The following is a 23020-nucleotide window of genomic DNA, read 5'->3' on the forward strand; positions in this document are numbered from 1 at the left end:
GTGGTATCCAGTAGTCGTGAAAGAGGCGGTGAGCGGTCGGCAGTCAGCGCGTAACGGGCGCCAATGCCGGGGCGGGTTCACGGCGGGTGGCGGGCATCGCGAACATGCAGAACGCGGCGATCAGCGCAGGCACACCGACGATCATGAACAGCACCGGATACGCCATCCCCGAGCCGAGCAACAAGCCGCCGACGCTCGAACCAAGGATCGAGCCGAAACGGCCGATGCCGGTTGCCCAAGCCACCCCGGTCGCCCGGTTCGCCGTCGGGTAATACGTTGCCGCGAGACCATTGAGGCCGACCTGCGTGCCGCTGATGCAAACGCCTGCGATGTACACGAGCGGGGCGAGCACGGCCGCATTGCCGAAGGTGCGGCCAATGCAGATCACCGTCACGAACGCCACCGCGTAGGCCGCGCCCAGCACCCACGCCGGTCGCGCACTGTCCATCACTCGCCCGAGCAGCAGGCCGCCCGTGGTGCCGCCAATCGACCACAGCGCGGTAATGAGCGCCGCGTTGCGCATCGAGCCGCCGGAATTCGTGATGATGGTCGGCAGCCAGCTTGCCATCAGGTACAGCACCGAAAGGCCCATGAAGAACGCCGCCCACAGCAGCAACGTGCCGCGTGCATAGGGTGCCACCAGCAATTCGCGCACCGGCGAGCGGCTTTGCTTCTTCTCAAGGGCAACGAAGGTGGTCTGCGGCGTCACAACGTCGGGCGCGATGCGGCGCCCCAATGCGCGCAGGCGGTCCTGCTCGTGGGGCCGGCGCAGCGCGAGAAAGCGCATCGACTCGGGCAACAGCGCCCACAGCACTGGCAACAGCAGTATCGGCAATACCCCGCCGACGAGCACCATGGCGTGCCAGCCGTGCCGCTCGATGATCTGCGACGCCACCACGCCACCAAAAGCCGACCCCATGGAATTGCCGCACATCATCAGCGTAATGATCGACAGCTTGCGCTTGCCCGATGCGAACTCGGCCGTCAGCGTGACGGCTGCGGGTGAGGCGCCGCCGATGCCCGCACCAGCGATGAAGCGCAGCACCGATAGTTCGACGACATTGGTCGCGAACAGTGTGGCCAGCGTCGCAAGCCCGAAGGTCGCCACCGACGCCAGCAACACGAAGCGCCGCCCGCGCCGGTCGGCCAGCGGCCCGAACAGTAGCGACCCGGCCATCATGCCGATCAGGGCCGCGACGAAAATCGGCGAGAGTTCTGCGACCGAAAGCCCCCACTCGCGGCGCACGGCCGGTGCGATGTAGGCCGCCAGTCCGATGTCGATGCCGTCGATGGCGACGATCAGAAAACACAGGACGACAACGCGCCACTGAAGCCCCGACATCCGGCGTCCGTCGAGAAAGGATTGCAGGTCGAGCGGCGCCGGCGCGTTCGGGGAGGTGTTGATGTTTGGCATGCGGGTTCAGGTTCCGTCGAGATATCGATAGACCGATGCGGTCAGAACAGCTTGCGCAAACCTACGCGCACGGCCATTTGATTCGGCGTGGTCGATGCCGTCAGACCGAAGATGTCGGCCACGGCCACATTGCCCGTCGAATCACGCCCGCTCGCGTGCTGCCAGACGACGATGCCGTAGAGGTACGTCGTCTTGGAGAAATTGTAGGCCGCGCCGCCTTCGACCGACTGGTAATGTCCGCCCGGCGCGAAGCTGTATTGGTAGCCGATACCCGCCATGGTGCGTGGCGAAAACGAGTACCCATAGTTGATCTGATAGTTGTTGAAGACGGCATTGGGCGGTGCCAGCGGGTTGGCCGCCGTGCGCACGATGTCGAGAAAGCGCACGTTCTCGTACATGGCGGACACCTGCGAGTTGCCCCACGTGTACTTTGCGCCACCGCCAACCACCTGCTCGCTCGTGGCCGTGACGTAGTTCTGGAAGATCGGGTTGGTGACCGGGTTCGAATAGGCCGCACCGGGCTGTGCCGAGGTGGCCGCGCCGAAGATCGACGTGCCCGGCGTGCGCATGTTCATGTACGCGCCCGCCACTTGCAGACCGCCGCTCGTGTACGAAGCACCGAAGCCGTACGTCCGGTCCTGTGCGAAGTTCCCCGCCACGTTGCCCAGCGAGAGCATCGTGCTGAACTTCAGTCCGGCGTAGGTCTGGCTCTCGTACTTGATGACGTTGTTGATCTTGTTGTAATTCCACGAGCCGTCGATATCGCCCAGCGTCGCGCCCAGACCACCGGCAAACATGAACGACGTGGACAGCGGCACGAAGTAGTCGTTGGTCATCGAATACTGGTGACCGATCGTCAGCGTACCGAGCCGCTTGTCCGAGAAGCCAACAAACGCCTGCCGGCCGAACATCGTGTTGGCGGGCTGCGAGGCCCCGTTCATGATGTTGAAGCCCGCTTCGAGCGTGAAGATCGCCGACAAACCGCCGCCCAGATCCTCGACCCCGCTGAAGCCGAACTTGTCACCCGCGCGCCCGCCGCTGGCTGCCTGCCACGCGGACTTGCCGCCGCTGTTGTTCACGTAGGTCATGGCGGCGTCGACCGCGCCGTAGATAGTCACGTTGCTTTGCGCGAACGCGCTCAGCGAGCATGCCGCAAGGGGCAGGCAAGCGATCCAGTGCTTCACGGTTGTCTCCTGTATCTCTTTTATTTGGGTGCCGCGCGTCTGGCAGGCAGCGCACGGCTGGCCCAGATAATGGGCGAACGCGGCCCCGCGATATAGAGGCGAAGTGGAAGTTCAGAACACGCGATTCGGAAATAATCGCGCGTCACCCGAGGATCGGGATTGGCAGACGAAACACGTGGCGTGTGAGGTCACAGGTAAGTGCCCTGCTCCTCCAGTCTGGCGAGCCCTGCGACGAGGTAGTCCAGCAAGGCATGGAACAGCTTGGGGTTGTGGTGATTGGCCGGACGCAGCACCTTGATCCAGTAGTCCGGCAGCCCGAAGCCGGGCAGCAACTGCACCAGACGCCCTGCGTGCACGCTGTCATTGGCGCGATAGCGCGGAAGAATCGCCACGCCCATGCCGTCGACGCAGGCGTTGTGCATGGCGTCGATATCGTTGGTGGCAAAGCCACCGTCGACGCTGACCTGAATGTCGCCAGCGCGCGCGTCGGTAAACGTCCACGTGCGCACGGTGCTTTGGTACGAATAAAGCAGACAGCGATGGCCGGGCAGGTCCGACGGGTGTCCGGGCGTGCCGTGCAGCGCCAGATAACCGGGCGACGCGTAGACCAGCCGCTTGAACGGGCACAGCGGAAACTCTTCGACACCGTCGTAGGTGACGGGCAGCCCGGTGATGACGAAGTCGAAATTTTCCAGCACCGGATCGACGGCCCGGTTCGCCAGTTGCAGTTCGAGACTCGCCTTGGGATGGGATAGGAAGAACTCGTTGAGCAGCTTGCCGAGAAAGTGGTTCGTGAACGACGCGGGCGCCTTGACGCGTAAGCGGCCGCCGAGTGAGCGATCATCCACCGCCGCGCGCTCGGACAGCCGCTCATAGGCCGCCAGAAAATCGCGGGCGCTGCCGAGCATGTCGCGCCCGGAGGCCGTCAGGGTCAGGCTGCGGGTGGTGCGTTGAAAGAGCAGAACATGCAGTTCCTTCTCCAGCGCACTGACCCGCTTTGTCACCACTGGCGCCGACACATCCAGCCGGCGCGCGGCCGCCGTGAAGCTCCCCATTTCGGCCACTGCGAGGAAGGCTCGCACGTTCTCTACACTATCCATCGCCCACTGCCTCGTTGCGCTGATGGAAGTGAATTGTATAGATTGCCGCGCCCGTCAGGTCGCAAGGTGATCGGCGAGCCGGCGCAGCATCGCGTCGCAGCCTTCGAGTTGTTCGAGGCTCACGAACTCATCGGGCTTGTGCCCCTGATCCATGCTGCCCGGGCCGCACACCACGGTCGGAATGCCCACTTCGTTGAATAGTCCACCCTCGGTGCCGAACGCCACCGTGCCGAATTCCCGGGAGTCGCACAGCATCGCCAGCAAACGTGCGGCATCGCTGTCGGGCGGTGTCGCCAGCGCCGGATACGCCGATAACTCGACGAGACGAATGTCGGTGTCCGGTTTTACTGCGCGCATCTTCGGCAGCAGATCCGTCTCGGCGTAATGCTGCAATGTCCGGGCAACATGCGTCGCATCGAACCCCGGCAACGCGCGCACTTCAAAATCGAACTCGCATTCGGCGGGCACGATGTTCAGCGCGCGCCCGCCCTTGATGACGCCGGTTTGCACCGTGGAAAACGGTGGATCGAAGCGCGTGTCGTGATACTCGGGATCAGCGAGCTCTTCGCCAATATCTTCCAGACAGTTGATGAGCCGTGCCGCGTACTGAATGGCATTGACGCCATAAGGCGCATACGCCGAATGGCACGGTGCGCCCTTCACGCAGCAACGCATTGCCAGCTTGCCTTTGTGACCGAGCACCGGTTTGAGCGCGGTCGGCTCGCCGATCAGGCACAGCACCGGTTTGTGCGGGCGCTTGGCCAGCTCGGCGAGCATGGGACGCACGCCAAGGCAGCCGATCTCCTCGTCATACGAGAACGCCAGATGCACGGGAATGCGCAGATTACGCGAGACGAAGGTCGGCACTGCCGCCAGTACCGACGCGATGTAGCCCTTCATGTCGGCCGTGCCGCGTCCGTAAAGTCGTCCCTCTTTCTCGATGAGGCGAAACGGATCGACAGTCCACGCCTGTCCATCGACCGGCACGACGTCGGTGTGCCCCGAGAGGACGATGCCGCCGCGATCTTGCGGACCGATGGTCGCGAACAGATTGGCCTTGGTACGTTCGTCGTTGTAGAAGAGTTCGCTCTGCACCCCGTGTTGCGCAAGGTAATCGCGAATGAACTCGATCAACGCCAGATTGGAATCACGGCTGACGGTAGGGAATGCGATCAGCGTCTCCAGCAATGCGCGGCTCGACAACTCATTCATCGCCCGGCACTCCATAGCTCGGCGCGGCCGTGGGGTTCAGGGCACGCGTCACGTAATCCTGCATCTGCGGCTTGTAGGCTTGCCAGAGTCCATCGAGCTTGCCGATCGGGTCCTCGTCGGCCCAATCGACGCGCAGGTCGACAATGGGCCAGATCAGATCGCCCACGATCTTCAGTGCGGCCGAATGCACCGGTCCGGCTTCTCCGCCACTGGCCATGGCCGCGTGCATCGCAGCGAGCAACCGGTCGGCGAGCGGACCGGGCGTTTTCTCGAACGCCGGGATCATGGCGTCGATGACCTCGCGCCCCCGCAACATGTTGCCTGCGGCGACACATTGCACACCGGCGACGGCGTTGTAGATCCCCAGCGTTTGCTGGCCGCTGAAGAATGCGGTGCGGCCCTGCGCATCGAGCACGGTGACCTGCCGGTACTCGCTCCAGTCGCTGGCGGCCAGCGTACGGCTCAGTGCAGTTGCCGGGTCATCGGCTTCCTCTGCGAGACGGTCCAGAATCTGCGGCCCCAGCGCAGGCAGCGTCACGTTCTGTGTGGACACTGCGCCAACGTTCGCGCGCAGCCACGGACACCGTGCCCCGACGGCAATGCTCGACGAACTGATCGCAATGCCGAGTTGCCCGGTCTTTTCACATCGTCCAACGATTGAGAAGGTCATGTTTGCTCCTTACCTCGCTTACGTGCCTTACGTGCCTTATGCGCCGGGCCGCGTCCAGCCATCGGGAATCACGGCGATGACGTCGATTTCCATCAGCCATTCGGGCTGCCCCAGCGCGACCACGGTCAGCCCCGTGGAAATCGGAAACACGCCTTTGAGCCACTTCCCCACTTCGCGATAAACCGGTTCGCGAAAGCGCACGTCGGTCAGGTACGTGGTTGTCTTGACGATGTGCGACAAGTCGCTGCCGGCCTCTTCGAGCAGTTGCTTGACGTTCTTCATCGCCTGCTCGGCCTGCGCACGCGGATCGCCCAGCCCGATCAGATTGCCCGCGAAGTCGGTACCGATCTGCCCGCGCACGTAGACCGTGTTCCCCGCGCGCACCGCCTGACATAGATCGTTATCGAGCGACTGATTCGGATACGTCTCCTTCGTGTTGAACATGCGGATACGGGTATGCGTCGGTTGGCTCATGGCGTGCCCCTCAAATCGTTGGCGAGTCGTAATAGGCGAGATATTTGCGCTGGGTGGCGATGTGGTCCGCGATGTGCCGCGCGTCGTGCCACACGCCCCAGATGAACGACGATCCACGGCGCGAGAGCCACGGCAGACCGAGGAAATACACGCCCGGCTCCTGCGAAACACCGCGTTGATGCTTCGGCTTGCCGTTCTCGCCGAAGGCATCGACTTGCAGCCAGCGGAAATCGACGGCGTAGCCCGTCGCCCAGATGATCGACGTGACGTTGGCTTGAGCCAGATCGAGATCGCGCAGCGGATTCGTCAGGCAGGCCGGATCGGGCGGAATGACGCGGGCTTCCGGCTCTTCGGGAAGATCGAGGCCGTTGCGCGCGGCATAGGCATCCGCAGCATCGAGCAGCGACAGATAGTTTTCGTCGCCGCGCGCGATGTTCTCTGCAAGGTCATCCTGAAAATGCACTACACCCGCCTCGAACGATCGCGTCAGCCCGGTGAGCATGACGCCCTGATGTGCCAGACGTCGAAAGTCCACCGTATGACCGCCGTGCGCGCCGCTCACCGCGATGGTCACGTGCTCGCGGCCCGGGCGCATGATTTCCGCATCCCATTCGCCGAGCACACCGAGCCACCAGCAGAAGTCGCGTCCGCGATAGCCGCGCGGCGGCCGGTCATGCGCGCCGACGGACAAATAGACCTGCCGCCCGGCGCGTTGCAACTCATCGGCGATCTGCACGCCCGACGAGCCAGCGCCGACGACGAGCACATTGCCCGGCGGCAATTGCCCGGGGTTGCGGTAGTCGGCGGAATGAATCTGCGTCAGCCTCTCGTCGGCAGGCGCGATGGCGGGAATCACCGGACGCTGGAACGCCCCGGTCGCCACCACCACTCGCAGGACTTCGAGCGTGCCGTCCGACGTTTCCACAGTAAAGCCCGGCCGCCCTTGGTTGCGCACGACCTTCGTCACTTCGACACCGGTGCGGATCGGCGCTTCGATCTTGCGTGCGTATTCGACGAAGTAATCAGCCACCTGCTCTTTCGAGGCAAAGCTATCCGGGTCGATCTCCGCAAAAGTCAGGTTCGGAAAGCGGTCGTGCCATGCGGGGCCATTCGCCACCAGCGAGTCCCAACGTCCGGTGCGCCAGCGCTCGGCGATACGCGAGCGCTCCAGCACGAGATGTGGCACTCCGTGCTTGCTCAGGTGCTCGCTCATCGCCACACCGGCCTGCCCGGCGCCGACGACGAGCGTATCGATTGACGTTGTTTGCACTGTCATGGCTTGCGTCCTTCAGAAGGCAGATTGATTCCGAACGCCCCGCGGGGGGAGGTCATTCGCGAAAATCTACGCGCCTCGACAGAATCCGAAAAATATATTTAAAAAATGCAAAGCATCGGATTTGACTATGCAGACTTTTTTTTCGATTTCACAATGCCATCAACCCATGCCGCCTTATGGAGCGATGCCGATGGATAACTTGGCTACCTTGGCAACGTTGGAGACGCTAGACACGCAGCCTCTGCGCTACTCGTTGCGTCAGCTGCGTTATTTCGTGGTCACGGCGGAAGTCTTGTCCTTCACGGCGGCCGCCAAACGGCTGCATATCTCACAGCCCTCCATTTCCACCGCGCTGGCGGATCTCGAAGTCTCGTTCGGGGTGCAGTTGTTCATCCGGCATCACGCGAGCGGCCTGTCGCTGACCCAAGCCGGGCGTGATTTGCTCGGGCAGGCGCGCAACCTGCTGAAAACCGCCGAAGAGTTGCAGATGGCGGCCAAAGAGATGGATGGCGGCATGACGGGCTCCATTGCGCTGGGCTGCCTCGCGTCGCTGGCCCCGCCCTTGATGCCGGGGCTCATCAGCCGCTTCACGCAGGAGCACACGGGCATCGGCTTTCGCACCGTAGAAGCGCATCAGGACGGGCTGCTGCGCGGCCTGCACGACGGCTCGCTCGATCTGGTGCTCACGTACAGCCTCGATCTGAGCGAAGACATCGCTTTCACGCCGCTGGTCTCGCTGCCCCCTTACGCCATCCTCCCGCGCACGCACCGGCTGGCCCGCGCTCGCAAGGTATCGCTTGCCGACTTGCTGCCGGAGCCCTACGTGATGCTCGATCTGCCGCACAGTCGCGAATATTTCGCCGCCCTCTTCGATGCCGTGGGCAACCGGCCAGTGCCCGCGTTCCGCTCGTCGCAGCCGGAAGTCGTGCGCGGCATGGTGGCCAACGGTCTGGGCTACAGCCTGCTCAATTTCCCACTCAAGTCGAACCGGACGGTCGATGGCGAAGAGTTCGTCATCAAGCGCTTCAAAGACAACGTCAACGCGATCATGCTGGGCATCGCGCAATCGCGCACGATGAAGCCCCGCCGGGTTGTGCAGCGCTTTGCCTCGTTTGCCGAGAACTACATCCAGCGGCTCCATCTGGCATCGCAGTAAGCAGTATCGCACTGGTGAATCAGGCCCTGCATAGGCAAAACCTTTGCCCTGTATCCAAAAACAATATTTTGGCTTGCAATTTGGCTTGATAGATTGATGTTCATGTTGAGTGCTGTGCGTGAGGGCTGGCAGCGTTGCCCGAGCGTGATGGCGAATGAACGGAGGGCTTCATGGCTGAGCAGACAGGGACGATCGCAGGGCAGGCGCTCATCGACGCGCTGCGGACCGGTGGTGAACGCCCGTTCGACGATGCACTGGCCATGCCGCCCGGCGTGTACACATCGCCGGACTTTCTCGCCCGGGAACAGCGCGACATCTTCGCGCACGAATGGCAATGCGTCGGCCGCGCGAGTGCGCTCGCCGAGCCCGGCGACTACCTGAGCGCGCAGATCGGCGATCAACCGGTCGTGGTGGTGCGCGACGAGCAGATGCAGTTGAAGGCCATGTCGAACGTGTGCCTGCATCGCATGTCCGTGCTGCTCGAAGGCCGCGGCAATGTCCGGCGCATCGTGTGCCCCTATCACGCGTGGAACTACTCGCTCGACGGTGCCCTGAAAGGCGCGCCGATGATGGACGAGCAGGCGGGCTTCTGCAAGGAAAGCTACCGGTTGCCCGCGATTCGCTGCGAGCAATGGCAAGGCTGGATTTACGTCACGCTCGATAACGATGCGCCGCCGGTGGCCACTCAGCTTGCCGAGCTTACCGATTTAATCGCGCAGTACGGCATGACCGACTACATCGAAACTTTCTATGAAGAACACGTCTGGGATACCAACTGGAAAATCCTCGCCGAGAACTTCATGGAGAGCTATCACCTGCCGATGCTGCACCGCGCGACGGTAGGTCCGCATTCGAAGCTCGAAGAGATGGAATGCCCGCCGGGTCACGCGGCGTTCAACTACCACTGGATCACCAAGGAAGCGACACTGCCCATCGGCAACGCGCATCCGGACAACACGCGACTGGAAGGCCACTGGCGCAAGACCACGGCGCTGCTGGCCATCTACCCGACGCATCTCGTCACGCTCACCCCGGGGTACTTCTGGTATCTCGTGTTGCAGCCCAGAGGCGTGGACCGCGTGCATATCCGTTTTGGCGGTGGACTCTCGCCTGAATTCGTTGCCGACCCGGCCGCGAATGCGCACATGGTGTCGCTCAAGAAGCTGCTCGACGAAGTGAATGCCGAAGACCGGCGCGGGGTGGAAGCGGTGTTTCGCGGCGTGCATGCACCGCTCGCGAAGCCCGGCCATCTGAGCCGGCTCGAGCGCCCGAACTACGATTTCGCACGCTATCTGGCCGCCAGGATGGCCTAGGGCCTGTTCGCCCTAACGATGCCACGAACACAGGACGCAATCACGATGCCGAACCCATCCTTCATTTCGTTCTCGGGTGTGAGCAAGTCTTATGACGGCGCCAGCTACGTCGTCGACGACCTGAACCTCGATGTGCGCAAGGGAGAATTCCTGTCGCTGCTGGGCCCGTCCGGCTCGGGCAAGACCACCACGCTCATGATGCTCGCGGGGTTCGAGTCGCCCACCCACGGCGAGATTCGTCTGGACGGCAAGCGGCTGGACGACAAGCCGCCGCATCAGCGCGACATCGGCATGGTGTTTCAGAACTACGCGCTGTTTCCGCATCTTACGATTGCGCAGAACGTCGCGTTTCCGCTGTCGGTCAGGCGCGTGGGCCGTACCGAGCAAAACGCGCGGGTCAAGCGCGCGTTGGAGATGATCGAGTTGTCGCATCTGGCCAATCGCCGGCCCTCACAACTCTCCGGCGGCCAGCAACAGCGTGTGGCGCTCGCACGGGCGCTCGTCTTTGAGCCCAGCGTGGTGTTGATGGACGAGCCGCTCGGCGCGCTCGACAAGCGTCTTCGCGAAACGATGCAATACGAGATCATGCGGCTGCATCGCGAGCTGTCGCTCACCATCGTTTATGTCACCCACGATCAGGCCGAAGCGTTGACGATGTCGGATCGCGTGGCCGTGTTTTCCGACGGCCGCATTCAGCAGGCTGCGCCGCCCAGCGAACTGTACGAGAACGCGCAAAACGCCTTCGTCGCGAACTTCGTCGGCGAGAACAACGGACTGACCGGGCATGTTGTGCAAGCCCATGACGGTTGGGCGACGCTCGCCCTTTCGGACGGCAGCATGATTCGCGGCCGCTGCGAACAAGGCCTGAGCGCCGGTGACGACGCGATGCTCGCACTGCGTCCCGAACGTGCGCATATCCCTCAAGTTTCATCCGCACCCCACACCGTGGGTGCGCAAGCGGTGCCCTCGGACCCGAACAGCAATGTCGTGCGCGCTCGCGTCGAAGACATCGTGTATTGCGGCGATCACCACCGCGTGCATCTCACCCTCGGCTCGCACGACGCCATCGTCGTAAAAGTGCCCAACACGCAGCGCCATGCCCTGCCCAACGCCGGCGACACGATCGATGTGGCCTGGCGTCACGATGACTGCAAGATTCTCGCGACCTGCACGCCCCGTGCAGCGCCCGCCATCGATTCCCCAGCCGCACCTTCCCCGTCTCTCATCTTGACCGCACCCGCAGGAGCCAACTGACATGCGCACTTCCCTGAAAACCCAATGTGCCGCGCTTGCGGTACTCGCGTTTGCCGCCACCGCATCACACGCCGCGGAAACGCTCAGCGTGGTGACCTTTGGCGGCGCGTTCGAAGCCGCGGCCAAGAAGGCGTGGTTCGATCCGTTCACCCAGTCGACCGGCGTCACGTTCGCGACCGAGTCGTATGACGGCGGTCTGGCCAAACTCTCCGCCATGGAGCAGGCGAAGAACACCACGTGGGACCTGATCGACCTCGAAACCAACGACGCGATCACGGCGTGCGATGAAGGCCTGCTCAAGAAGTTCGACAAGAAGTCGCTGGGCAACAGCAGCGATTTCATTCCCGGCTCGATCAGCGAATGCGCGGTCGCGAGCATGGTGTGGTCCACCATCTACGCGTACGACGCGAGCAAGCTGAAGGCCGCGCCGACCACCGTCAATGATTTCTTCGACTTGCAGAAATTCCCCGGCAAGCGCGGTCTGCGCAAGTCGCCGAAGGTCACGATGGAATGGGCGCTGATCGCTGACGGCGTCGATCCCAAGGATGTCTACAAGGTGCTGGCCACGCCGGCCGGTGTCGATCGCGCGTTCAAGAAACTCGACACCATCAAGAAGAACATCGTGTGGTGGGAGTCCGGCGCGCAAGCCCCGCAGTTGCTCGCCGACGGTGCCGTGGTGATGGTGCAGGCCTACAACGGCCGTATTGACGACGCTGCGAAGAAGGACAAGAAGCCGTTCAAGGCCGTCTGGGACGCGCAGGTCTATGACTTCGAATGGTGGGCAGTGCCGGCCGGTGCGAAGCACGCCGATACTGCGGCGAAGTTCATTGTCTCGGCATCGCAGCCGAAGGCGTCTGCGGATCTCTCGAAGTACATCGCCTATGCGCCGCCGCGCAAAGATGCGATCCAGTACGTCGACAAGCAGCGGCTGGCCGACATGCCGACCGCGCCAGAGAACTTCAAGCGCGCCGTGCAGATCAATGCCAACTTCTGGGCCGACAACGCGGATGCGATCAACAAGCGCTTCCAAGTGTGGTTGACGCAGTAACGGCAGCCTGCACGAGAGGACCGACATGCCCGCATCGACTCACGCCACGTCGCACGGCGCTCACGCGAGCGCCGAAGGAATGGTTTCATTCAGGAAAGTGCAACGGCGCGCGTCGATGCGGGCGCTGTGGCTGGCCTTACCGTTGATCGTGTTTCTGCTCTCGACGTTCATCGCGCCCATTGCGCTGCTGCTCGCTCGCAGTGTGCAGAACCACGAGATCTCCGACGGCATGCCGCAGTTGGCTCAGGCGCTGGTGGCTTGGGACGGCAACGGCGTGCCCGGTGAATCGACATTCGCTGTGCTGGCTTCGGGCTTGAAGCAGGCGCGCGAAAGCGGGCAGCTCGGCACGATTGCTAGGCGGATGAACTTCGCACAACCGGAGTTTCGCAGCTTGCTCATGCGCACCGCGCGGGCCGTGGGAGATGAAACACCGCCCGCGTGGAAGCCCGCACTGATCGCCATCGACGAGCGCTGGAATTCGCCCGAAACGTGGCGCTTGTTGAAGCGCGCCGCAACCTCCCCCACGCCGGACTATCTGCTTGCGGGCATGGACGCACAGGTGACGCCGCAAGGGGTCATTGCCTCGCTGCCCGAGAACGCTTCGGTGTATCGCGCAGCGTTCGTGCGCACGATAACGATCAGCGCGACGGTGACGCTGCTGTGTCTCGTGCTCGGCTACCCGGTGGCGTGGTTGCTCGCCAACTTGCCGGAGAAGCAGAGCAATCGTCTGATGCTCTTCGTGATCGTCCCGTTCTGGACGTCGCTGCTCGTGCGCACGACCGCTTGGTATGTGCTGCTTCAGCCGGGGGGCGTCATCAACAGTCTGTTGTCGGGTCTGGGGCTGACGACGCACCCGGTGCCGCTGATCTTCAACCGCACTGGCGTGCTGATCGGCATGACGCACGTGCTGCTGCCCTACATGATTCTCGCCATCTACTCCGTCATGAAGGGGGTGCCGCCGGTCTATATGCGGGCAGCGAAGTCGCTCGGCGCGCATCCGTTCACGGCATTCGTGCGGGTCTACATTCCGCAGACGCTGCCGGGCGTTGGTGCCGGATGTTTTCTGGTCTTCGTGCTGGCGCTGGGCTACTACATCACGCCGTCGCTGCTCGGCGGTGCGGGCGACGAGATGATCAGCCAGTTGATTGCGATGCAGACCAACACTCAGTTGAACTGGGGACTGGCAGGTGCACTCTCGGCGTTTCTCGTGATCTTCACCGCCATCTTCTACTTCATCTTCAACCGCATCGTCGGCATCGACCGGCTGCGTTTCGGTTGATTGGCTCGCGGATCGGGAGACGCCGACATGCCCATGCAGGACAAGCGCAATACGGTACTGGCGGAGCGCGTCGCGTGGCGCTGGGTACGCCTGCACACCGCGCTCACGCTGTTCTTCCTGATCGCGCCGATTCTCGCGATCGTGCCGTTGTCGTTCAACGCCGGGTCGTATTTCTCTTATCCGTTGACCGGCTTTTCGATGCGCTGGTACGAACAGGCACTCACCAGCCCCGATTGGCAGCGCGCACTGCTCAATAGCATCGGCATCGGTGCGGCGTCGACAGTGATTGCTACGTGTCTGGGCACGCTCGCCGCGCTGGGTTTGAGTCGGTCGCAGTTTCCGCTGCGCTCGGTGATCATGCCGATCATCATCTCGCCGATGATCGTGCCGATCGTTGTGGTCGCTGCGGGGTTCTATCTGATCTTTGCGCCGCTCGGGCTCGTGAACTCTTATCCGGGGGTAATTCTGGCGCACGCGGCGTTGGGCACACCGTTTGTCGTGATCACCGTGACAGCCTCATTGCTGTCGTTTGACCAGAGTCTGCTGCGCGCCGCCGCTGGGCTTGGTGCGACGCCGTGGACCACGCTCCGACGCGTGACGTTGCCGCTTATCACGCCAGCCGTAGCAACGGGAAGCGTGTTTGCGTTCGCCACGTCGTTCGACGAGGTGATCGTGATTCTTTTCATCGGCGGACCGGATCAGAAGACGGTGCCTCGCCAGATGTGGAGTGGCATCCGCGATTCGATCGATCCCTCGATACTGGCAGTCGCCACCATGCTGATCGTGTTCGCGGTGCTGCTGTTCGCGAGTATCAATTGGCTGCGCGGGCGCGCAATGGCGGCCAGCCGGGTGATGGAATGAGGGTGTTCTGCTGATCAGCCCTGACGGGGCTGCGTGCGGCGGCGGGCGAGAAAACGATCCAGTTCACCGGCAAACGTCTTGCTGTCACGCGCGCTGAACGGGGCCGGGCCGCCCGTTTCGATACCGGCATTGCGCAGTTGATCCATCATGTCGCGCACCGACAGGCGCTCTTTGATGTTGTCGCGGGTGAACCAGCTTCCCCGGGGATCGAGCGCATTCCCGCCCTTATCGATGACCGCGTCGGCAAGCGGAATATCGGCCGTAATCACCAGATCTCCCGGTTCGACCATCTCGACGATGCGCGCATCCGCCACGTCGAAACCCGCAGGCACCTGAACCGATTTGATGAACGGCGACGGCGGCGTGCGCAGAAACTGATTCGCGACGAGCGTGACCAGCAGTTCCTCACGGCGCGCGGCGCGAAACAGGATTTCCTTGATGGGCGCGGGACAGGCGTCCGCGTCGACTAGCACTTGCATGAGGGTGTTTTCGGGAAAGGAAGCCGCCATGATAAGGCAATGGCGGCTCGCCTCCCCCCTCCGACCACAACCTTACCGGGTCAGCATCAGTTCCAGATTCTGAATCGCCGCGCCCGATGCCCCTTTGCCGAGATTGTCGAGGACCGCTGCCAGCAGCACCTGACCGTGTTCCTGATTGGCAAAAACGCTCAACTGCATGACGTTGGTACCGTTCAACGCTTCCGGATCCAGTTGCTTCACGACACCGGGGGCTTCCATCGGCATGACCCGAACGTATTCCTGACCTGCGTAGTGATCGACCAGACGTTTGTGCAGCGTTGCACCGTCCACGCCGCGCTTCAGGAGGCGCGTCTCAAGCGGTATCGTCAGCACGATGCCCTGACGATACGAGCCGTACGACGGCACGAACAGCGGGCGATACGCGAGCCCTGCGCGCTGCTGAATTTCCGGCGCGTGCTTGTGTGCCAGCTCCAGACCGTAGACACGGTATTGCGAGCGGGGGGACGCGTTCGGCCCCTCGTTTTCCTCCACGCCAGCACGGCCACGCCCGGAGTACCCCGACACGGCGTGGACGCTGATCGGATAGCCGTCAGGGATCAAACCGCCCTCCATCAGAGGCCGAAGCAGGCCGATAGCCCCCGTCGGATAGCAACCCGGGTTGGACACACGGCTCGCTTGTGCAACGCGCGCCGCCTGACCTTCCGTCATTTCGGGAAAGCCGTAGACCCAGTCGGGATGCGTGCGATGCGCAGAGCTCGCGTCGATCACACGCACTCGCGGATTGACGATCGACTCGGCCGCCTCGCGCGCCGCAGCGTCCGGCAGACAAAGAATCGCGATGTCGCAGCTGTTGATGGCTTCCGCACGATGTTTCGGATCCTTGCGATGCGCGTCAGGCAGCGTGATCAGCTGGATGTCCTTGCGATCGCGCAGTTGCCCGTGGATCTGCAACCCAGTGGTGCCCTGGTCACCGTCGATAAAGATAAGCGGAGAAGACATGGTCGGAATCCCTCGTCAGTCGGTCGTGGATATTGCTCGGTCCCTTATGATCCCGCCACGAGTAGAATAAGAAAAGTTGAATTCCGTGAATCTGAAATTCCATTTTTCTGAATCAATGAGGGGCGTGGCATGAGAGAGATCAGTCTGGACCGCCTTAAGACGCTGGTCGCCGTCGCGGACAGCGGCTCGTTTGCCGATGCGGCACAGGCACTGCATCTCTCGCCGCCGACCGTCAGCCTGCACGTTGCGGATCTTGAGGCGCGGGTTGGCGCGCTGCTGCTGACGCGCAAGCGCGGCGAGGTACGGCCAACGTCGGTGGGTGAGGTACTCGTTGAGCGAGCGCGACGCTTGCTGGCCGATGCCGAACAGACGCTGGAGGACATAGAGCGTCATGCACAGGGGTTGGCGGGCCGGGTCAGGATCGGGGCGTCTACCGGCGCGATTGCGCATCTATTGCCACAAGCACTTGAAGCGGTTCGGCTGGATCACCCTGACATCGATGTGCAGGTGGCCATTCTGACGTCGCAGGAGACCCTTGACCGACTCCGGCGGGGGGCGCTTGACGTGGGATTGGTGGCGTTGCCGCAGACGCCGGTAGCAGGCGTCGTCATCAAGCCGTGGCGGCGCGATCCGGTCATGGCGTTTCTGCCAGCGCACTGGGACGGCCCCAAACAGGTGACGCCTGAATGGCTGGCCTCGCAGCCGCTGATTCTGAACGACAGCACGACACGCCTCTCGCGGCTGACCACAGAGTGGTTCGCCGCTGCCGGGCATCACCCCACCCCACGGATCGAGATCAATTACAACGACGCGATCAAGAGTCTGGTGGCGGCCGGTTACGGCGCCGCGCTGTTACCGCAGGAAGGACAAAACGCCGTGCTGGACGAGCGAATCGCCATGCGCACACTGCGCCCTTCACTCTGGAGACAACTCGGTATTGCCCACCGCACCGGCTATAGCGAACAGGCGACGCAATACGTGCTCGATGCGCTATGGGCGTTGCAGGAGGGGCGGAAGACGGGGCGAACGCGCGGCGCGGTCTTATCCGGGTAAGCGATGCACAGCACGCGCCGGAGCCCCCCGGCTTCCGGATTTGATCCCGGCGCTTCTCCAATCGTGTAGGATTTATCGCGGATTGAGGTAACCAGACCGCGTCACCACGGGGGAAGCCATGGCGCATGTGGACAAGGAAGTCCGGCCAATCGTCGATCGGCACGAGGCCGCGAAACGTCAAAGCCATCACGTGCAGCGGGATGGCGTATCGATGCCCGTGCTGGCCGACAACCGGCCACACGCCAACGTGCAGGCCCAATTGGCGGCAACGGTCCGCAGCAGCCCGCGAATGATCGTGCAGCGGGCGCTCATCGACCACATGCGCACGAGTCCGCGCGCCGTGGCACAGCGCAAAATCAATGCCCCGTCGTTGCAGCCGCCCCGCCGTGCCACCCCCGTCGGCACGACGGCCGGCGCACCGATTCAACGCTATCTGAACCCGATGGCCGTAGAAGACCTGATTGGCGCGAACGTGCTACAGGGACAGTTGGGGCCCGTGATCGCGGCGTACAACGACGCGGAAGACCGAGTCCCCGAAGACTTTGACGGCTACAAGCACTATTCGAACAGCTACATCGACGCGCAGTTGCAGCGGCTCGTCACCCTCGACGGTTTTATCACCGCGTGGATAAACACACCGGCAAACCGCGACAACGGCTACGCCCGGGACATTCTCGAAAAGCAGATCAAGCCGAACATTGCACGCGACCGCACGGAGGTTCAAAACAATCGTGTCGGCGCCAACGTCCCCATTTCACAAGGGCTGATTCACGGCACCTACAAGTGGGCCGACAATTCCGTCGACTTGCACGTCTCGCCAAAGGGCGAAGGCGGCGAATTCTCGATTGCCGACATTGCCGTCGTACTCAGGAAAATGCAACAGAAGATGGCGCAACGCACCAAAAATGGCGGCGGCGTCGGCAAATTCATTCTGCATCCGACCGGCGCTGCCATCGTGAAAACGCTGGTGCAACTGATGGGCGAGGCGCTCGGCGACGAAGAGTTGGTCAAAAAGGCACGCGGCGAGATCAAAAACCGCAAGATGGTCGAATCCGTCAAGAAGGTTTTTTCGACCCCGCCGAAGAAGGACGACGACAGGCTGGACAAAAGCGTCCACCCCGAACATTTTGCCTACCTTGATTCGCTCGTCGGCACCCAAGGGCTGGCCATTGCCCCGATTCTGCGCGGGACGAGAACTGTGGAAGAACGCGATCAGAACATGCTGGCACCATCGGAAGCGGGCGAAAACCGCCTCAATGCTTACAAAAAATCCGTGACGGAAAACACCGGCTTGGTCAGCCTCAACATCGAGTTCTCCGCCGAAAGGATTCCGAAAGTCCTTGATTTTCTCGACAAGCGCCTGTGACAGCACATGACGCTCATCCGTGGCGCTGGCCCACCTGATTAAGCACAAAGTCGTAGTGAAGCGCATAGCTGCCGTCATCGCGTTGCACCCAAGGCGCAATTAACGACTGCCGCACGCCGAATACGGCATCCGAGTCGAGCCACTCATCGTCCGAGCGAAAGACGTGAGTGACGAGCGTTTCGTACCCCGGTGCCTCGATACGGAAGTGAAGATGCGCCGGGCGCCATGGGTGGCGTCGCGTTGCGGCCAGTAGATCGCCCACCGGGCCATCCGTCGGTATCGGATACGCCTCGGCCAAGACGCTATGGAAGTGGTATCGCCCTTCGCTGTCGGCATGCAGCACACCCCGTCCTTCCGGATGATCCAGCTCGCTGCGCTGCACGTCGTACTTGCCTTCCGAATCGGCTTGCCAGACGTCGATTTTCGCGCCCGCAACGGGAAGCCCCGCCAGATCGCGGATAGTGCCGCTCACTTCGCACGGCTCGCCGGCGGCACCGTTCGCCACGTCGTCGCCATTCTCGTAATGCGGCGCACCCTCGACATAGAACGGCCCGAAGACGGTCGCCTCGGTGCACTGCGGGGGTTTCGCGTTGTTCATCGCCACGGTGAGCATCGACAGGCCCAGCACGTCGCTCAGCAGAATGAACTCCTGTCGCTTGTCGTCGCACTTCTGGCCGGTCGCCGTCAGAAAGGCGATGCCTTTGGCCCACTCGTCCTCGGTCAGCTCGACCTCCCGCGCGAAGTCGTGGAGGTGGCGAACCAAACTGGTGATAACTTGCTTGAGCCGGGGGTCGGGCGTGTCGGCAAGCCGGCCGATCACCTCTTCGGTAATCGTGTGCTGGTCGAGATTGCGCATCTGATGTCCTCAATGACGTGAGTGCGCGTACTACGCCACGCGCCGGAATGCGGACATTATTGCGCAACGGGTCACCGGGTGCAGCCTTGCACCGCACGCCGCGACGTCTTTCCGAAGCTTTCCGGAAAGTCATCAAGCGCAACGAAGCAAAGCTCACGTCACCGGGAGGGCAAAAAGGGACATTTCTCCCTCATAGCCCCCCTACCCCCCACGGGGTTTTACCGCACCAAGAAGCCCGCGCCGACCGGGTCCTTGCGATCGATCACCCAACGCGCGGTGCCCAGCACACTGGCCGTGCCCTTGACCGTCGGGCGCACGGCACGCGTACCGTTCAGATCGACTTCACCGAGCAGGCAGCCTTCGAACGTGCCGCTGCCAAGCAACCCTTCGGTCAGAATCGGCTGGTTCATCTTCAGTTTCCCGCGCGCTTCGAACATCGCCATCATCGCGCTGGTGCCCGTGCCGCCGGGCGAACGGTCAAGCTGGCCGGCGCTGAACACGTGCACGTTCTTGTAGAACGCGCCTTCGATCGTCGGCGAATGCCAGAACGTCACGTAGTTGAGGTTATTGACGTGCGCCTGCGTCGGGTGCTGAATGCGCATCTTCGCGTTGATCTGGTCGCGCACGAGCAAGCCCAGACGCGACAGTTCGCTGCCGTTCTCCGGCGAAATCCGCAGGTTGCAAGGGGTCAGATCGACGATGCCGAAATAGTTACCGCCCCACACGATGTCGGCTTTCAGATCGCCGTACCCTGGCAGATGCACCGGCACGTCCTGCGCCGCAACATAAGCGGGCACGTTTTCGAAACGGGTCCACAGCACCTCGTCGCCTTCCGTGGCCACTTCGGCGACCACCAGCCCTGCCGTGGTCTCGAAGCGAATGCGGGTGATGCCGTTCGGGCCACGCGGCACGAAGCCGTGCGCGACCATCGCCATCGCCACGGCAATCGTGCCGTGACCGCACATGTGCGAGTACTCGGTGCCGTCGATGTAGATCAGACCGGCATCGAACTCCTGACTCGACGGCGGCGTGAGGAACACCCCGAACATGTCGCGGTGACCGCGCGGCTCACGCATGAGCGCCATGCGCAGCCAGTCGTAGTTCGCTTCGAGAAAGGCGCGCTTCTCCAGAATGCTGGAACCGGCCGGGTACGGAATGCCGCTGTGGATGATGCAAAGCGGTTCACCTTCGGTGTGGGTGTAGATAACGTCGAACGCGTCTTGCTTGCGCATGGCGATTGCTCCAGAAAAATCGGTTGAGAGTGGGAGTTACGAATTAACGCCGGTCAGACAGCATGTCGAGACCGATGGTGAGATCCAGAATCACGATCGCCACAACGGCTACCAGAATCGTCGCGCCGGACACCGCGGCGATCGTCGGGTCGATCGTGTACTGCACGTAGTTGAACAACTTGACCGGAATGGTGTTGAGGTCCGCCGTCGTGTTGAAGATCGACAGCTCGACGTTGATCCATGACGAGATGAACGCGAAGATCGATCCTGTGACAATCCCCGGGCGAATGCGCGGCAGGATCACGAGAAAGAACGTCGTCCACGGGTTCGCACCCAGATCGCTCGACGCTTCCTCCAGCGCCCGCTGCTCCGGCGTCATCATCGAGAGTACCGAGCGCAGTACGAACGGCGCCACGATGATCGTGTGACCGATCAGCAACGACAGGAAGCTGCGCGTGAGCCCGAAGTACCCGCCAAACTGCAACAGCGCCGCGCCGAGCACGATGTGCGGCAACGTCAGCGGCGCCATCAATACGGCAGTGAGCGCCGCCTTGCCGCGAAACTCGTAGCGCGCCAGCACCAGCGATGCCGGCACCGTCAGCACGAGCGACGCCGCCGTGGCCGCCAGCGCCAGCATCGTGCTGGTCGAGAAGGCGGCCAGATAGCTCTGGTCGTGCAGCATCTGCTGATACCAGCGCAACGTGATGCCCTGCGGCGGGAACGCGAGAAACTCGGTGGTTGTCAGCGAACTGCCCAGAATCACGACCAGCGGCAGCATCAGGTACGCGAGCACGGCCCACGCCACCAGACGGATGGAAACGCGCGCGATCATCGGACACCTCCGCGTACCGTGCCCACACGGCCGGCCAACACCACCATCACCAGCGTGAACACCAGCAGCACAATGCTGAGCGCGCCGCCGTAGTGAACGTCGAACGTGGTGCTGTATTGCTGGAAGATCAGCATCGACAGCACGGTGATACGCCCGCCCGAGAGCAACGCAGGCGTCACGTACGCCGACACCGCCAGCGTGAAGACCATGATGGCGCCCGCCACGATGCCGGGCATCGTCAGCGGCAGCGTCACGTGAAAGAACGTTTCCCACGGTTTGGCGCCAAGGTCCGCCGACGCCTGTTCGAGCGACACATCCACCCGGGCCAGCGAATTACCCACGGCGAGTACGACGAACGGCAGCAGCACGTAGACCATGCCGATGAGAATGCCCGTCTCGGTACCGAGAAAGCGAATCGGACGCTCGATCTGGCCCGTCATCAGCAACGTCTCGTTGACCAGCCCGTTGCGCCCCAGCAGCACCATCCAGCCGAACGAGCGCACGATGTTGCTCGTGAGCATCGGTACCACCAGCAGAATCACACAGGCACGGCGCCACGCCTGCCAGCGAACGATGCGCACGAGATACCACGCGAGCGGGTAGCCGAGCAGCACGCTGAACACGGTCGTCAGACACGCAATGCGGAAGGTGACGAATGTGACCTCCCAGTGGTAGCTATCCGCCAGCACACGGGCATAGTTCGCGAAGGTCAGCGCCGACAGTCCTGCGCCGTGATTTTCGGTGAAGCTCGCCACCAGCACGACGGCCAGCGGCGCGAGGAAGAACGCCGCAAAGAACAGCAACGGCACACCGATCATCCAGACCGGCGCCAGTCGCAGCGAGCGCGCGGTCTCGCTATGCGCGGGCAGCCTCAGGGCTGGGGTCGGGTTCATGCGGCGTCCCCGATCAGGTGCACATCGGCCGGATCGAAACCGAGATGCACCGGTGCCCCGGCACGCAGCGTCGCAGCGATGCCGCTCGTGGTGCGCGCCACGATCCGTTGCGCGCCCACGTCGGCATAGAGCACCGCGTGGCTGCCGATGTCGACGATGTCGGCCAGTACGCCGCGCAGACGGCAGGTCGAGGCTTCCGGCGATGCGTTGGCCACGTCCGCCACCACGTGCAGATGCTCCGGACGAAGCACGGCGACACCGCGCCCCGATACCGTCGTAGGCACGGGCCATTGGGTCGGCGTTGCCATATCCAGATGCAGTGCGCCGTCACGCACATCGAACGCAATCATGTTGGCGTCACCAATGAATTCGGTGACGAAGCGTGTCGCCGGGCGGCGGTAGATGTCGATGCCTGCCCCCACTTGCTCGATGCGCCCCGCATTCATCACGACGATGCGATCCGCCATCGTCATCGCCTCTTCCTGATCGTGAGTCACGAAGACGAAGGCGATGCCGAGCCTCTCCTGCAAATGTTTCAACTCCAGTTGCATGCGCTTGCGCAACTTCATATCGAGCGCGGACAGCGGCTCGTCGAGCAGCAGCAGTTTCGGTCGGTTGACGATGGCACGCGCCAACGCAACGCGCTGCTGCTGTCCGCCCGACAACTCGCGGGGGTAGCGCTCACCGAAGTTCTCGAGACCGACCATCGCCAGCGCTTCCCGCGAGCGTTTGGCAGCCTCGTCGCGGGCGACGCCCTGACGGCGCGGCCCGAAGGCGACGTTCTCCAGCACCCGCATGTGCGGGAACAGCGCGTACTGCTGGAACACGGTATTGAGCGGGCGACGGTACGGGGGCAACTGCGTGACGTCTTCGCCGTCGATGGCGATCCGGCCGCTGTCAGGCGTCTGAAAACCGGCGATGGCGCGCAGGAGCGTGGTCTTGCCGCAGCCGCTCGGCCCGAGCAAGGCGATGAACTCGCCTTGCCGCACGTCGAGGCTGATGCGGTCGAGCGCCTGATACCCGCCAAAGCGCTTGGAGACCGCGTCCAGAGATAGCAATGCTGTCATGA

The 23020-nt window shown here is 62.9% G+C and carries 23 protein-coding genes; 8 read left to right on the top strand and 15 right to left on the bottom strand.

Annotated features, from left to right (window positions below; all coding sequences use genetic code 11):
- Positions 1–43: 43 nt before the first annotated feature.
- The 7 genes from CDV46_RS19525 to CDV46_RS19555 all read right to left on the bottom strand — a co-directional run bounded on the left by CDV46_RS19525 (position 44) and on the right by CDV46_RS19555 (position 7330).
- Positions 44–1414 (bottom strand): MFS transporter, encoded by a 1371-nt coding sequence (locus tag CDV46_RS19525; protein ID WP_087724374.1) that lies wholly within the window; start codon positions 1412–1414, stop codon positions 44–46.
- A gap of 41 nt (positions 1415–1455) precedes the next feature.
- A complete protein-coding gene (locus tag CDV46_RS19530) occupies positions 1456–2598 on the bottom strand; it encodes a porin (protein WP_176399125.1) in 1143 nt (380 codons plus the stop codon).
- A 188-nt stretch (positions 2599–2786) separates the two neighbouring features.
- Positions 2787–3698: a LysR family transcriptional regulator gene (locus CDV46_RS19535; protein ID WP_087724378.1), complete on the bottom strand. Its 912-nt coding sequence runs from the start codon at positions 3696–3698 to the stop codon at positions 2787–2789.
- A 54-nt stretch (positions 3699–3752) separates the two neighbouring features.
- A complete protein-coding gene (gene argE, locus CDV46_RS19540) occupies positions 3753–4910 on the bottom strand; it encodes an acetylornithine deacetylase (protein ID WP_087724380.1) in 1158 nt (385 codons plus the stop codon).
- On the bottom strand, positions 4903–5580 hold the full coding sequence (locus tag CDV46_RS19545) for a DUF1028 domain-containing protein (RefSeq protein ID WP_087724381.1): 678 nt from the start codon (positions 5578–5580) through the stop codon (positions 4903–4905). The genes argE and CDV46_RS19545 overlap by 8 nt, the downstream gene beginning before the upstream one ends.
- Before the next feature lie 36 nt (positions 5581–5616).
- Entirely contained in the window at positions 5617–6054 is a 438-nt protein-coding gene (locus CDV46_RS19550; RefSeq protein ID WP_087688555.1) for a RidA family protein, read from the bottom strand.
- 10 nt (positions 6055–6064) lie between these two features.
- Complete coding sequence (locus CDV46_RS19555; RefSeq protein WP_087724383.1) at positions 6065–7330, bottom strand: flavin-containing monooxygenase; 1266 nt, start codon at positions 7328–7330, stop codon at positions 6065–6067.
- A gap of 190 nt (positions 7331–7520) precedes the next feature.
- On the opposite strand from CDV46_RS19555, the gene CDV46_RS19560 reads away from it, so the two are divergent.
- The 6 genes from CDV46_RS19560 (at position 7521) to CDV46_RS19585 (ending at position 14241) form a co-directional block, all read left to right on the top strand.
- Complete coding sequence (locus tag CDV46_RS19560) at positions 7521–8486, top strand: LysR family transcriptional regulator (RefSeq protein WP_087724385.1); 966 nt, start codon at positions 7521–7523, stop codon at positions 8484–8486.
- A 170-nt stretch (positions 8487–8656) separates the two neighbouring features.
- Positions 8657–9799: an aromatic ring-hydroxylating oxygenase subunit alpha gene (locus tag CDV46_RS19565; protein ID WP_087724387.1), complete on the top strand. Its 1143-nt coding sequence runs from the start codon at positions 8657–8659 to the stop codon at positions 9797–9799.
- 45 nt (positions 9800–9844) lie between these two features.
- Entirely contained in the window at positions 9845–11053 is a 1209-nt protein-coding gene (locus CDV46_RS19570) for an ABC transporter ATP-binding protein (RefSeq protein ID WP_087724389.1), read from the top strand.
- Between the two features lies 1 nt (position 11054).
- Positions 11055–12101: an ABC transporter substrate-binding protein gene (locus CDV46_RS19575; protein ID WP_087724392.1), complete on the top strand. Its 1047-nt coding sequence runs from the start codon at positions 11055–11057 to the stop codon at positions 12099–12101.
- Positions 12102–12126: 25 nt separating this feature from the next.
- A complete protein-coding gene (locus tag CDV46_RS19580) occupies positions 12127–13380 on the top strand; it encodes an ABC transporter permease (RefSeq protein WP_087724394.1) in 1254 nt (417 codons plus the stop codon).
- A 33-nt stretch (positions 13381–13413) separates the two neighbouring features.
- Positions 13414–14241 carry an ABC transporter permease gene (locus CDV46_RS19585; RefSeq protein ID WP_087724628.1) on the top strand — a complete coding sequence of 276 codons (828 nt, stop codon included), beginning with the start codon at positions 13414–13416 and terminating at the stop codon, positions 14239–14241.
- A gap of 14 nt (positions 14242–14255) precedes the next feature.
- On the opposite strand, the gene CDV46_RS19590 is transcribed toward CDV46_RS19585, so the two are convergent.
- Together CDV46_RS19590 and argC are read right to left on the bottom strand one after the other, a co-directional pair.
- Entirely contained in the window at positions 14256–14720 is a 465-nt protein-coding gene (locus tag CDV46_RS19590; protein WP_087688562.1) for a YaiI/YqxD family protein, read from the bottom strand.
- Between the two features lie 72 nt (positions 14721–14792).
- Complete coding sequence (argC, locus tag CDV46_RS19595; RefSeq protein ID WP_087724396.1) at positions 14793–15719, bottom strand: N-acetyl-gamma-glutamyl-phosphate reductase; 927 nt, start codon at positions 15717–15719, stop codon at positions 14793–14795.
- Positions 15720–15848: 129 nt separating this feature from the next.
- On the opposite strand from argC, the gene CDV46_RS19600 reads away from it, so the two are divergent.
- Entirely contained in the window at positions 15849–16772 is a 924-nt protein-coding gene (locus CDV46_RS19600; RefSeq protein WP_087688564.1) for a LysR family transcriptional regulator, read from the top strand.
- A gap of 186 nt (positions 16773–16958) precedes the next feature.
- Here CDV46_RS19600 and CDV46_RS27445 read toward each other — a convergent pair whose 3' ends face one another.
- The gene (locus CDV46_RS27445) at positions 16959–17093 is read right to left on the bottom strand and encodes a hypothetical protein (RefSeq protein ID WP_254916131.1); all 135 of its coding nucleotides are present in this window, start codon (positions 17091–17093) and stop codon (positions 16959–16961) included.
- Positions 17094–17268: 175 nt separating this feature from the next.
- Between CDV46_RS27445 and CDV46_RS19605 the strand changes: the two genes are divergently transcribed.
- Entirely contained in the window at positions 17269–18138 is an 870-nt protein-coding gene (locus tag CDV46_RS19605; RefSeq protein WP_140413427.1) for a hypothetical protein, read from the top strand.
- Between the two features lie 13 nt (positions 18139–18151).
- Here CDV46_RS19605 and CDV46_RS19610 read toward each other — a convergent pair whose 3' ends face one another.
- The 5 genes from CDV46_RS19610 to CDV46_RS19630 all read right to left on the bottom strand — a co-directional run bounded on the left by CDV46_RS19610 (position 18152) and on the right by CDV46_RS19630 (position 23018).
- The gene (locus tag CDV46_RS19610) at positions 18152–18994 is read right to left on the bottom strand and encodes an intradiol ring-cleavage dioxygenase (protein WP_087724399.1); all 843 of its coding nucleotides are present in this window, start codon (positions 18992–18994) and stop codon (positions 18152–18154) included.
- A gap of 218 nt (positions 18995–19212) precedes the next feature.
- The gene (locus tag CDV46_RS19615) at positions 19213–20226 is read right to left on the bottom strand and encodes a proline racemase family protein (RefSeq protein WP_058375361.1); all 1014 of its coding nucleotides are present in this window, start codon (positions 20224–20226) and stop codon (positions 19213–19215) included.
- 43 nt (positions 20227–20269) lie between these two features.
- On the bottom strand, positions 20270–21058 hold the full coding sequence (locus CDV46_RS19620) for an ABC transporter permease (protein WP_087724402.1): 789 nt from the start codon (positions 21056–21058) through the stop codon (positions 20270–20272).
- Positions 21055–21951: an ABC transporter permease gene (locus tag CDV46_RS19625; protein WP_087724405.1), complete on the bottom strand. Its 897-nt coding sequence runs from the start codon at positions 21949–21951 to the stop codon at positions 21055–21057. Before CDV46_RS19625 ends, CDV46_RS19620 begins: the two co-directional genes overlap by 4 nt.
- On the bottom strand, positions 21948–23018 hold the full coding sequence (locus CDV46_RS19630) for an ABC transporter ATP-binding protein (RefSeq protein ID WP_087688568.1): 1071 nt from the start codon (positions 23016–23018) through the stop codon (positions 21948–21950). The genes CDV46_RS19625 and CDV46_RS19630 overlap by 4 nt, the downstream gene beginning before the upstream one ends.
- Positions 23019–23020: the final 2 nt, after the last annotated feature.

The sequence above is a fragment of the Pandoraea sp. PE-S2T-3 genome (assembly GCF_002179965.1).
Classification (GTDB): Bacteria; Pseudomonadota; Gammaproteobacteria; order Burkholderiales; family Burkholderiaceae; genus Pandoraea.